Source organism: Gammaproteobacteria bacterium (assembly GCA_029882975.1).
Taxonomy (GTDB): Bacteria; Pseudomonadota; Gammaproteobacteria; order SZUA-152; family SZUA-152; genus JAJDNG01.
On sequence record JAOUJW010000005.1, the window covers coordinates 89,011 to 101,499 of the forward strand.

Sequence of the window (12,489 nt, forward strand, 5' to 3'; positions counted from 1 at the left end):
ACATTCCTCTACAACAGATACTCTTAAAACCGTTTAACGACAATCGCCAGACAGTTAAACCTTGTCTGGCGATTGCAAAGGGCGTTGAAAAGCACTAATTACTATTTCATTTTCGCTTGATGAGCGAATGTTTTATCCAGATCTTTCACAGTTTTATCGGCGTGGGCTTCACCCCATTTAACAGGACGCATTTTCAAATTGTCGGTAATAAATGTTTGTGTTTCTTTATCATTCGCCAGTTGGTCTGCGGCCGACAGTAGCTTGGATTTGGCTTCCTTGCTGATCCCTTTAGGGGCAACCAGGGCGACAATCATCTCCACTTGCTCATCGTAGCCCTGTTCACGCAATGTAGGTACATCGGGTATTGGTGGTAAGCGTTCACCCAGGGCGGCTGCAATTAATTTTATCGTACCGGCCTCAACATGTTTGTACAAAATAGCGCCGACATAGCCCACGTCCACATGATCCCCGGTGACCGCCTGAATCACTGAAGGACCGCCTTTCGACGGCAGTAATGCTAACTGTACGCCTTCTTTCTTGGCCATACGAACGATTGCATCTTTATCATCCGCCCCATGGAACATAGCGCGCATTTTACCGTTGTTGTTTTTCTTGGCCCAGTCAAAGGCTTCCTTCAGGGTTTTCCACGGCTTATCCGCTTTAGAGATGAAACCACTGGAGTTCAATGCAATCAACGTTAGAAAATCAAAATCCTTTGGCGCATAGCTTAACTTGGCATGATGCGGTGCATAAGTATAAGCCGTCAGAGAAGTTACCCCGACTGAGTACCCATCCGCTTTGGCTCTGCTTAACTCGGTGGCCATAACAGTACCATGAGACCCGGTTACATTTTTCACATTAATCGGCTGGCCCAGTATTTTACTCATTCTTTGTCCCAGTCCACGTGTCAGACGGTCAATCTGCGCACCCGGTTGGGTCATAGTCATGAAAGTAATGGGTCGAGTGGGGTAGTCTTTTGCGCTAATGTTGGTGGTGGCCATTACCATCACCAGGCCAATAATGAGGTACAAAGTTTTTCTCATTTAGTTCTCCATTTAGATTATTTTCCGGTGTTTTAAATTCCGGAACGGGAATTATTCTTCGCTTTACAAACGTAAATCGGGTTAGATTTATTGGTCTCCCTCAATAAAATCTGCACTTTAGAACGTGGATATTAACTGTATTGTTGCAATGTCATAATTTTTCATTTTTATCGTGTTTGTTAGAACAATATGACAAAGTGGAAAATATGTTAAATACCACCCCCTTATTTAATGAATATTTGTTATGCTGTCTGTCGCCCAGGCGACAAACTCATTAAAGTTATCCATAATAAATTAAGTTAATTATAAAAAGCTAAATAACTAAACTGGCGAGATTTAAGAGGGTGTTTAACTTGGGTAGGGTGGAACAGCCTGCGTAGGTGATTGGTCGTAAGGTTGAGTGAGGAACTTTTGCTCAGATGATGACTGACGCTCATGTGGGACTGGAACAACGGCGCAACAATACAATCAATGCCCATGATGCTTCGATACACTATTATCCTTGCTTTTGGCCTGATTATGATCACCGTTTTCCATCGCAGGAACTAATCGGCGACGGTCCCAATCACCTTTGTGCATATTTCTAACCATTTGTTGGTAGCCTAGTGCACCACTGTCGAGAAAGTAATATTCTTTAATACCCAGGTCCTCAAGAGCGTACTGCAGCCAGCGAGTCTGGTGACCTTCATTGTCATAGACCAGCAGGGGCTTGCCTGAGGCCTTGGCCTGAACTAAGAACGCGCGTATTTCCTTCTCTCTATTGATGTCTACCCACTCTTCATGGCCGAAAAATATACCCACACCTTCGCGTTCTACACCTGCACGTACATCAAGAAGCAATGCATCCTTATTGATATATTTTTCAAACGCCATAGGTTTGACTACACGGGATTGGAAGTCGGTTTCTGAAATAAGGTCAGTGGATTTGACCGGTGATTTACCACGTAATGTAGCTAAGTCCGGGTAAGCATTTAGCCAGGCAAGCATGCCACTTTTTAAGGCATAGGTTTTTTTCACTTGGTACCTGGTTTTGGCTTTGTGGGCTGCATTGTAGGAATCCGTACAGCTCGAATCGCCACAGTAAAACACGATCGCTTTGTCTGATTTGGCAGTTAGAGCGCGAATCTTTTTTCCAAATCGCCAGTTAATAACCGGGATATTGATCGCGCCCTTAATATGTAACAACTGATATTCCAATGGTGAGCGTACATCGACAACAACAACTTCATTCAACCGTTTGGCAAGTTGGTTGACAGACAATGTCTGGACATCGCCATAAGCACCTAAATTGGCGAGGGTGGGAGCTGTATACATGAATAGTGCAGCTCCTGCGAGTTTAGCCCACAGTGTGTTCTTCGCCACTTTATACTCCTATTTCTATTGTGATTAGTTGTCCCGTGAACGAAAATGCCAGTTCATTTCCGGTTGGTCCTTTTTGAGCTTTACGCCCGTTTTAAGAAAAACTTAAGAAAAAACGTTAGGATTTATTCCATACGTGGACAAGGCTTATTAAAAAATAGAAGGCATATTCTCAGGCATTTGTGTGAACAAGTGCTAAGGGGAGCGGTGACTAAGCTGGGTCAAAGTGCAGGGCAATAACTATCAATTAACCGCTTCCCCAACCGGCTGCCGACTTTTTTTGGTAGGCCTGGAAATTTCCTGGCGTTCCAGATGCATAATGCAACTGTCAGCGCCATCGAGCATGCATTGAGTCTCAGTGATAGTGATTTTTTCGTGAAAATGATCACCAAGGCCACGTACTATTCCCTTGACCACGTGACATAACTTTCGATGGGATTGGTACTGCAACAACATCAATCCCTCAGCGTCACGATTGGTGATAAGTTTAGGAGGTTTTCGATTTGGATTGTGCCGGTTGATTGCGTGATGAATGCAACCGCCGGCGTTCTCTATTACTTCAAACGACCGCCAGCGGTCGTTATTAATATACATATGATAAAAACTCAACAGGCGTGTCGCCAGGAATGCCCCAAAGTCTTCCAACACGGCACTTAAGGGCAGGCGCAAAGTATTTGCCGCAGTAACGGCCAATGCAACAATTTCACGATCGGGGTATTCAATACTGGGAAAGTAAATTTTGTATTCTTTGTGATTGGCCTTGAGCAGTGCATTCCAAGTCTCCCTGCCTCCATGGCGTTCCTCTACGTACTCCCGCAAAAAATCAAATATCATACCGTACATGGAAAACCTTCCCCCTTTTTTAAAATAATTCTCTCAGGAAAGAAATTATGAATGTAGTATATCATATACATTAAATGAGAAATTAGAAATTGCTTTGATTTATAAACGTTTTATTGACCTGGAACACCATCTCAAGCGAATATCTGCTATTAAACATATAAATGTATGATATTTGTACAGACAAAAGAAAGCCGGGCAGTCGATAGGTTGCCGGGCTCTGTTGGCTCTGAATATCAGTCCTGACCAACCAACATCCGGGTTTCACGAACCTATTGTAAAATAGTCAAGCGCGAATCGCGTGGCAGGAATTACAAACGCGTGTACAGGATCTATATGCGCAGTGAAGCTAAATAAACGCGGTAGAGGAATAATTCTATTACTCTACCGTCAGGACCTTTAACGATGATTTTAATTGGGGGTAGGGGATGGAGCCTAAAATTTAAGTTGGTACTATCGGTACTAAATAGTGTGGGGGATGGCAAAAAGTCGCACAAGACCAACGACGCTGTTAGAGCTGTGTTGTTATAGGATGATGCCCATATTCTGATTGACTAATGTAGACTAAAAGGTACACTCTTTGTTATCGTGGATACCGCTTCCGGACACGACTCGGTAAAATACTGATAGTGTCGGCTGAGTGAATCCGACAAAGCTAAGTTAGGATTTACATAGTTTCGATTTGCATAGTTTCGATTTGCATAGTTTCGATTTGCATAGTTTCGCATTTCGCCGACCCGGTGGAAAATATCAGCATAAGGGCGGGTCGATTGTTGGGTTGAATTCGTCGTAACATAATTCGTCTAAAAAAAGTATTTCACCTATTTTTATTTTTGGGGATTCTAATGATGTTTGATTGCCATGTGTGTTTTGTAATGACGCAATCTGTTGCGTGTGTTCTGGAGCAGGGGGTAATGGAATGCTAAAACATATATTGATTCTTATGGCATCTATTTTAACATTGACGGCGTGTGCCGGCAAAAACGATCCCCAGATCGATCCCGAGCCACAGGGCGAACCCGAACCTATACCGGTTGTTACGACTACGATTAACGGTGCCACCTTTCCGGCTCTTAGAAATGGTTTGATAAGTGCATACGCCTTTGGTTCAGGCGCTCGCGGTGCACCCCTGGCAACAGGTCAGACCAACCAATTGGGTGAATACACATTAACGGATGTTCCCAGCGATCAATTGATGTTGGTGTGTGTCGTTGGCGATTCCGACAGCACTAGTATCCGTTATACAGAGATCGCTTCCGGGCGCATTGTGTCCCTGACTGCCGAAGACGAAGTGTGTGTTGTGGATAATTTAGTGGGCCCGGATCCACATACCATGGTGATCAGCTATTACACCCATCTGTCGTATGCCCGTGCCTTGTATTTGATCGCAACGGGTATGTCGCCTGGTGACGCGGTGGGGCAAGGGAATCTGCGTGTACGTGAGATTCTAAATTTCAACGCAGTGACCACCTTACCTGTCAATATTCGGGATTCGAACAATGCCACAACCGAGGTGAGTGACGCCTATTTGTATAGTATGGCATTGGCGGCCATATCTCAGTACACCGTCGCGATCAGCGAATCGAATCAAGAAGATCCTGTGCATCAAATGTACAACACTTTATCCTATACACAAACGGCGTTTGCGGATGTGCTCTACGATGGTGAACTTAATGGGCAAGGGGAGTCGGGGGTGTTGAATTTTGGGCAGGTGGCCATAAACACCGATACCTACCGCCATTTGATTGCCTCCAATCTGTTTGTTTTTGCTGCTTCGAATTCTAATTACTCAGGACTGGACGGTGTGGATTTGCGCGCTTTCGGTTTGCGATTAAACGACTCGGCCAATGATTTATTTGGGGGCGCGCCGCTCGTTAGCCTGGATACGACAGCGCCGATTATTACCAACGTATCTATTACCAACAATCAAACCGTGTCACAGTCGCTGGTGATTAGTGCCGATGTGACCGATATATTTGTGTTGCAATCGGTCGAGTTTTCTTTGGACGGAGGTGTTTTGCAGACATTTAATCCAGCGGAGCCGCCGTTTTCGTATTCTTTGGATACCACACAATATGCCGAAGGCGACCACAGCATTGTGATTCAGGCGACCAACCAATTCAACGGTGTCAATACACAGAGCTTTACGTTGACGTTTAATAATGAAGACACGGTAGTGACGAACATACAGCCGTCGGAAGGCGCACATGTGCGTGGTTCGTTTTCTCTGACCGCCGCGGCTTCCGATCCACTCGGCGTCAATCAAGTGGACATTTTGATGGATGGTTTGTTTAGATCCACGGTTGCAATTCCGACGACGCCATCGGTTCAGATTGATAGCACGACTTTAACGGATGCAGTGCACACATTCACTTTTCGGGTGACCAACGGTTTGGGGTTTGTGACGGATCATTCCGTGAGCTACACCGTCGACAACACCTTACCCACGGCTCAATTTAACAATGTGGTAGCCGATGCCATTTTGATGGGAACCGAGGAAATTCTGTTTTCGGTTAGTGATGCCAATTTAAGTACTGCCGGATTGAGACTGGATGGCTCGGTGTTGTCAAACTACACCCAATTTACCGAACCCATGCCTGCGTACGCCTTAGATACGACACAGTATGCGGATGCTACCCACACGCTCGCACTGACCGCCACGGACCAGGCGGGCAACAATCAAATTACGTCTCTAGAAGTGGTGATTGATAATAATCCGCCTTCGGTTGCGATCACGTCGCCGGCGAACGCCAGTGTAATGACTTCAAATTTTACCGTGCTTGCGGACATAAGCGATGCCGTGGGTGTGACATCGGTCGAATACCGGCTAGACTCCACTGTGTTGGCCTCCAGTGCCGTAAATCTATCTCAATATGCTGAAGGTGATCACACGCTGACGGTAACGGCGACGGACCAAGCCGGTCACCAGGGTTCCGATAGTGTGGCGGTGGTTTTTGACACCACGGTACCGACTGTAACGATTACCAATCCCACCAACGCTAGTACCCAGATCAGTGATTTTACCCTGAGCGCCGATGTGAGCGATGCTCGTGGAATCGCCGGCGTAGCGTATTATGCGGATGACATCCTGTTGGCCTCACCAGACATTAGCATTGCCAGCTACAGTGACGGCAATCACGTATTTAGGGTGCAAGCCACTGATAATTCCGGATTGCAAAACAGTGATTCTGTCACCGTGTTTATCGATAATACCGAACCGTCGGTTGAAATTACAAACCCGCTGCCGGGGGATAACATTAACGGACCATTTTGTATCGAGGCCAATGTGTCGGATTTATCGGGTATTCAAAATGTAGAGTTTCTGATTGGCGACGCACACTTGGCTTATCCCTCAAATGTTACGGCGCCAATCCAATGTTTCACAAGCACAGATTTTGCCAATGGCCAAAACATATTCGCCGTTAAGGCGTGGGACAATTCCGGTTTGGTTAGTACGAAATCGGTTAGTGTCAACATTGTTGGGAATTAGAACACTTCAATGGACATTAGAGGGAAGAAATGCCGATATTTGTTAGAATCTGCGCGAATATCGCGTTCACAGGAAACACATCCATATATGCGCATAATATATATTATGTTAAATAACAAAAATGTTGCCGGGAATGAGCAATGCTGCCGTAGCTTGTCCGTGTAATTTGAATCCTTAATTAGAAAGATACGCAGAACTATTATTTCGCCAAGTGGTATCTAAATACACCAAATTGCTTTTATTATGAAAATAAGACAGGTACAAATAATTATACCTGTCTTATCGGTCCACCTTAAACCCCGAGTATTATTTGCTGTGGCTCCCATCACAAAAGGGTTGCTTACCTGTTTTTTTACAGCCGCATAAATAGACTGTATCGGATTTTTCCGCAGTAAACGCCGTTGGTTCAAACCCTGTTTCCTTATGTGAGCCGTCACAAAAAGGCTGATTTTTACTTCGCCCGCAGCTGCACCAGTAGTAGGTTTTACCTTCCTCTACATCGACGGCATAAGGTCCGTTTTGTGGGCTTAATGGTTCTGACATTGTTCTCTCCTTTTCAAGTTATCTTCTACACTAAATTCTCTGCATGCCGGTTAAATGGAGTATGACCGTTGCGAAACAAATGATAAATACTTACACTGTGAACTAATTGTTGAAAAACCAGAAACAATAGAGGAGCTAATGGATCGTTTAGAGAATATGAACACCTTTGTTCGGGTGGTGGAGACCGGGAGTATCAGTGGTGCGGCCGAACGCCTGGGCGTGACAAAGTCAGCGGTCAGCCGACGCTTGAAAGAACTCGAGGAGCACCTCGGGGTCGAGCTGTTTCATCGCACTACTCGTCGAATGAACCTTACGGAAACCGGGCGCATGTTTTATCATCAGTCCATTCGTATTCTCGAAGATGTGCTCGAGGCAGAAATTGCCACATCACAAGCGCATGGTACTTTGAAAGGCAGTTTGAAGGTCGCCTTACCGTCCACCTTTGGTCTTATGCACATAGGCCCTGCAATTAAAGAGTTTTTACTCGATCATCCGCAAATTGAATTTGAATTGGATTTTAATGATCGCGAAGTGGATTTAATGCAGGAAGGTTTCGACCTGGCCATTCGTATTGCCGGTCTCCCCGACTCAAGTTTGATCGCGCGTCGGCTTGCTTCAATTCAGATTGTGATGTGCGCGAGCCCGGCCTACCTGGAGCGCATGGGTTCCCCACAAACACCAAATGAATTAGTCGATCACCAATGTCTTGTTTACAGTCTGTTACACGATTTCGAACACTGGCATTTAACGGATAGCAATGGAACGGTAATCAACGTCAAAATACACCCTTACTTAAAGGCAAGTACGGGTGAGTTTCTCAGGGATGCGGCGGTGGACGGCTTGGGTATTGTTATTGTGCCAACGTTTATTGCCTATAAAGAGATTGAACGAGGAACTTTGGTGCCGTTACTCAGAGACTACACACCACCACAGCTTGATGCATTTGCGATATACCCGCAAACACGTTATTTATCGAAACGAGTCAGGACTTTTATAGACTTTCTTGTGAAACGTTTTGAAGGAACGCCCTATTGGGATCAATGTATGCAGCGCGACTAGAAAGGATTGCAAAATGGCCAAAATATTTCTTAAGGCAAATCTGCCAATATAAGCAACAATAGTGAAAATTTGAAATGACTAATAGCTTGCACAATGTAATGTATATTTCGTAAAGTCAGATCCACCTCTCCCCTGTTTTATAAAGATTTGTTAAATCTACTTAGCTATGAAGTAAATAATGCCGATAGGTGTGATGTAGACAGTGAGTTTTCATTTTAAAATGTTACATAAGTGTTAAGTGAAGATTCAAAATGGATGGTTATTGTTGGTAAATTTACCGGGATGTATTTTGGGATAAATAATGAAACACATATTGTCTGCTGACGACGACATTACAAACAGAATGATTATTGAAGAAATACTTGACGAAGAATACGTGGTCACGAGCGTAGAAAACGGTCAGGAATGCCTGAAAAGTATCGAAGAAAAACTACCGGATCTGGTTCTACTGGATGTCTCAATGCCAATTATGGATGGAATTGAGGTATGTAAGAAGTTACGTAGTAACAAAAAAACTGAAAACCTTCCCATCATTATGCTGTCAGGCTTCGCGGCTAATGATAATGTGGCAAAAGGATTTTCTGTTGGTGCAAACGAGTATATTACGAAACCGTTCGAACCTTCTGTGCTACGGCAAACAATATCACGCCTGTTAGCTAATCCCAGCGACTAGAAATGCCAATATAGATTTTTCCTGACAGTAGAAGTTGACACTGCTTTGGGCAGCGATTCCTACCGAAAATTCAATTAAAAGGGAGGCGTCAGTATAGGTACCAAGTACGATGCTATTAGATAATTACTGGATTAACTCGTAAGCACCGTAGTCAATGGAAACACCAGAAGGACGGGCTTGACCTGTAAAGTCTTTTCGTATATCAATGCCGTATAGAGACTGAAAAATTTCATATACATCAATTGCTCGACTGGAAGTCGGGTCTTGTGCCGGGGAGCCTTGCGACAGACGCAAGTTCGGCGGTGTTGCGTCCGGATCTTGGAATAATGGATCAGCATTTAAGCACTCATTAACGCATTGCCCTGTATCAGCTATGAAACTATCAATGTTGTCGTAATACTTGTTCGAATCCCACCGAAACCTCGCAATTCCACTTGGATTGTAAAACAGCAAATTATCTAACTGTGCTGCACCGCTTCGACCGCCGAGAAAAGCACTTACAAAATAGTCGCTATCATCTATACCGGATATAATATTACCGGAAATAGTCGCCGGTCCATCGAAAACCAAGCTGATTCCTCCGCGGGTATTATAAATAGTATTGTCCGCTATAAATCTTTGCATAACTCCACCCCAAAGCGAGATTCCAACACCGGGACGCCAAAAGATATTGGGGTCATAAGCATAGCCGGGTTCCGGGTGAATGTTGTGAATCAAATTACCGACTATGTATGCTCTATTTTGCTCAAATCCGGGAGATGTATCGGATTGGCGAATTCCAAAATTAGAATCGGACAAGTTGTTAAAAATAATCCAGAGGTTATTCGGTCCGTATTGATATCCGATACCATCGCCCATCCCTCCTCCATACTGGCGATGACTGTGAGACATATTTTGAGACATAATCACATCACTGGATTGTTTTGACCAAAATCCCGCTTGACGATTTTCATACGCCAGATTTTTTCCAATGTAAATATGGTGCAAATACTGATAGCTGTTGGGCCAGTTTCCGGCAACCACCTGAACACCATTTCCACTGATATGATAGAACGTGTTATTAAGAATCCAAACATTGAACTCCTCAGTAGAGGCGTTACGTCCGGCTACATTTGGGGCAATACCGTGAAAGTCTTCGTCCAATGCATTTTGCCAAACTCCCAGTTCTCGGAATACATTATTGTATATAAACACATCATGAATCGTTCCTCCCGTATTGGGCGTGATTCCTATGCCTGAGGTGTGGCTTACGTAACGGCGATTTTGGATATAAGAGTCCCGAATAGTGACGTGATGGCTGTTCATGCCAATGATAGCGATCGCACCACCGTCTCCGCCGTTGAAGTCCAGGTGTTCCATAAAAAGATAAGTCGCATCTTCAACGGTAAACTGCCCGGTTATCGTCGGCAAATTGTCCCTATTTTCTCCCTTGAGCCAGCACGGTGCTTGGGCCGTACACTGAAACCTCAGTCGGTATCTATCAACAAAACCGCTGCCACCCAATTCAATATAACTGCCTGCTGTAATTGGGTTGGGTGGAAAACTGGTCCTCGGCAAATTAGGGGTGCCATATGGGTTGTTGCTATCTGTTGCAGCTGCATGGCTCGGGTCAATAAAATAGTAACTCTCTGTTGCCTCGTTGGGCCAACCGGCAGGTCGGGAGGGGCTGGGTTCCTTGATGGGGTCTATACTCCAATCAACAGGGGGTATCCCGATCGGATAGACGTATTCCCCGTTTCCTCCAACTTCTGTAGTACATTCCGGGTTCACCACAGTACCTACATTGTTGCACGAAGAATCTGTTGTCGGAGAATGGTTACTATTACTACTGCAAGAGAGTGCCAATAGGCAGAAAATTGCGCTGGTAATATAAGCTTTCATTTTCTTTATCCTATGGTTCCGAGTGTGATAGCTGCATTGCCGATCAGTGAAGTTATGCAATACCGCTTATGTGGATTTTACCCTCAAAATAATACCATAATCAATGTTCTTAAGTGTTTTCTCAGGGGCATCACTTACGGTCCAAACCCGTACAATTAGCATAGTAACTCACCGTTGCCGGCCAATCAGAAAATATACCTCGAATTCCTACTTTTTTTGTCAGCACGTCCAGAACCGCAAGACTGTCTCCATCTGTACTGATGGCATCGTTAATAGATTGATAAAACCACCCTCCTCCATGGTTCAATGAACCGGATCGTTCCAATACCCAAGGTATGATGTCCAAGCCGGCTTTTTTTGCTTCCAGTGCGTACGTGGACGGAACAATTTGTTTGTTGCCGTCTAATGTTAAAAGCATCCATAAAGGTGGAGCAATAATATGCACTCCAGACGCGGCTATTTCGACCATGCGTGGTTTCCATGTTGTTGCATCGTTACTATTGAATGTCGCTTGCAAAAAACGGCCGTCCAGAAATACCACTTGTTTAGCATAGTCCGGCTCGGCCTTTAGCCAATATTGTATATCTTCGCTGAAGAAGGATTGCAGGTAGACCCTATCAGGACTAACACCGGCCATTTTATATTCGGTGACCAGTTTTTGGGCATAGGCTTCTTTCGTGAAACCATCGAAAGGCATATCCACTTCAGGATGTTTCAGTTCAGGGATCATTTTTACGTCCAAAGATTTGAATAACTCAATGCTTTCTCGATGTGACATCAAAGTAGCTGTACCCGTATATTGAACAGGGGCTTGAGGGTCGCCTTTCAAATACTCACGAACTGTTTTTGCTTGAGGATTGGAATGATCCATCTTTCCTTGTAGAGATTTAAACTCTGCCAGCGTCAGCTCACTGGTGCAACATTTTGCGTCCGCGGGGCTTAACAATTTTCCGGAGGCATCAAAAGCAGCCGGTGTAAATTCTTGCCGGCATTTTTTAGCTAAAGGTGTGGCCAAAATGTTGGTAGTCGTGTGCAAATCACATTGTGAGTGGCGACAAACCAGTTCTTTGTCTCTAGTAAAAGTGACGTCGCACTCTATGATTCCAGCTCCCATTGTTGTCGCTGCCAAATACGATTCACGAGTGTGTTCAGGTATTCCCATCGGGGCACCTCGATGAGAAATGGAGAACTCTGTTTTTTTTAGTACCTCCTCCAGTTGTTCACCACAGTTCTGCATTCTGTTGTGTAGTTCACCGGGTTTCATTTGAGACACCAGGTATTTCGGTCTGGAAATCCACCAATCTGAATCTTGACTCAAATTATTCACGCTGGAACAGGCTATCAAAGTGGTTGTAGCTGCCAAAGAAAGAACCGGCTTATATGCTTTCATGCAGAGTCCTGTAACCTAGCTATCAGACCCTGATATTAAACCCGATTAACTCCCAAGGTCTATACTGCTTTTATTGTCTAGACAATTTTCGGTAAGGGTTGATACCGGGGTTTTGTGGTTGAAATTAAATCTGGATTGAAAAAGTCTGTTAGATGAATTACAGACTGTCCTCTGGAACAGAGAGCAAGGATAGGAGCGCATTGAAGATATA

9 protein-coding genes are annotated in these 12,489 nt (G+C 44.6%); 3 read left to right on the forward strand and 6 right to left on the reverse strand.

Translation table 11 applies throughout. The features are described 5' to 3' along the window. Nucleotides 1–101: 101 nt before the first annotated feature. From OEY58_05465 to OEY58_05475, 3 genes are all read right to left on the reverse strand, one after another. Nucleotides 102–1,043: a tripartite tricarboxylate transporter substrate binding protein gene (locus OEY58_05465; protein ID MDH5324893.1), complete on the reverse strand. Its 942-nt coding sequence runs from the start codon at nt 1,041–1,043 to the stop codon at nt 102–104. Nucleotides 1,044–1,511: 468 nt separating this feature from the next. Next, nucleotides 1,512–2,405, reverse strand: coding sequence for a rhodanese-like domain-containing protein (locus OEY58_05470; protein ID MDH5324894.1), 894 nt, complete (start codon nt 2,403–2,405; stop codon nt 1,512–1,514). Between the two features lie 240 nt (nt 2,406–2,645). After that, on the reverse strand, nt 2,646–3,245 hold the full coding sequence (locus OEY58_05475; protein MDH5324895.1) for a heme NO-binding domain-containing protein: 600 nt from the start codon (nt 3,243–3,245) through the stop codon (nt 2,646–2,648). 916 nt (nt 3,246–4,161) lie between these two features. Between OEY58_05475 and OEY58_05480 the strand changes: the two genes are divergently transcribed. Beyond that, on the forward strand, nt 4,162–6,732 hold the full coding sequence (locus OEY58_05480; protein MDH5324896.1) for an Ig-like domain-containing protein: 2,571 nt from the start codon (nt 4,162–4,164) through the stop codon (nt 6,730–6,732). 306 nt (nt 6,733–7,038) lie between these two features. Here OEY58_05480 and OEY58_05485 read toward each other — a convergent pair whose 3' ends face one another. Next, nucleotides 7,039–7,275, reverse strand: a complete 237-nt coding sequence (locus tag OEY58_05485; GenBank protein MDH5324897.1) for a CDGSH iron-sulfur domain-containing protein — start codon at nt 7,273–7,275, stop codon at nt 7,039–7,041. Nucleotides 7,276–7,413: 138 nt separating this feature from the next. Here OEY58_05485 and OEY58_05490 point away from each other — a divergent pair, with 138 nt between their 5' ends. Both OEY58_05490 and OEY58_05495 read left to right on the forward strand, forming a co-directional pair. Next, nucleotides 7,414–8,334, forward strand: a complete 921-nt coding sequence (locus tag OEY58_05490; protein ID MDH5324898.1) for a LysR family transcriptional regulator — start codon at nt 7,414–7,416, stop codon at nt 8,332–8,334. Between the two features lie 301 nt (nt 8,335–8,635). After that, nucleotides 8,636–9,007: a response regulator gene (locus OEY58_05495; GenBank protein ID MDH5324899.1), complete on the forward strand. Its 372-nt coding sequence runs from the start codon at nt 8,636–8,638 to the stop codon at nt 9,005–9,007. A 123-nt stretch (nt 9,008–9,130) separates the two neighbouring features. Here the strand turns inward: OEY58_05495 and OEY58_05500 are convergent, their stop codons facing one another. Beyond that, nucleotides 9,131–10,888 carry a hypothetical protein gene (locus tag OEY58_05500; protein ID MDH5324900.1) on the reverse strand — a complete coding sequence of 586 codons (1,758 nt, stop codon included), beginning with the start codon at nt 10,886–10,888 and terminating at the stop codon, nt 9,131–9,133. A 130-nt stretch (nt 10,889–11,018) separates the two neighbouring features. Then, a complete protein-coding gene (locus tag OEY58_05505; GenBank protein ID MDH5324901.1) occupies nt 11,019–12,278 on the reverse strand; it encodes a glycerophosphodiester phosphodiesterase family protein in 1,260 nt (419 codons plus the stop codon). Between the last annotated feature and the right edge of the window lie 211 nt (nt 12,279–12,489).

Bases quoted from the DNA above. Each gene is read 5' to 3' on its own strand.
- OEY58_05505 (MDH5324901.1), bottom strand. From the start codon at position 12,278: ATGAAAGCATATAAGCCGGTTCTTTCTTTGGCAGCTACAACCACTTTG.
- OEY58_05495 (MDH5324899.1), top strand. From the start codon at position 8,636: ATGAAACACATATTGTCTGCTGACGACGACATTACAAACAGAATGATT.
- OEY58_05465 (MDH5324893.1), bottom strand. From the start codon at position 1,043: ATGAGAAAAACTTTGTACCTCATTATTGGCCTGGTGATGGTAATGGCC.
- OEY58_05500 (MDH5324900.1), bottom strand. From the start codon at position 10,888: ATGAAAGCTTATATTACCAGCGCAATTTTCTGCCTATTGGCACTCTCT.
- OEY58_05475 (MDH5324895.1), bottom strand. From the start codon at position 3,245: ATGTACGGTATGATATTTGATTTTTTGCGGGAGTACGTAGAGGAACGC.
- OEY58_05485 (MDH5324897.1), bottom strand. From the start codon at position 7,275: ATGTCAGAACCATTAAGCCCACAAAACGGACCTTATGCCGTCGATGTA.
- OEY58_05480 (MDH5324896.1), top strand. From the start codon at position 4,162: ATGCTAAAACATATATTGATTCTTATGGCATCTATTTTAACATTGACG.
- OEY58_05490 (MDH5324898.1), top strand. From the start codon at position 7,414: ATGGATCGTTTAGAGAATATGAACACCTTTGTTCGGGTGGTGGAGACC.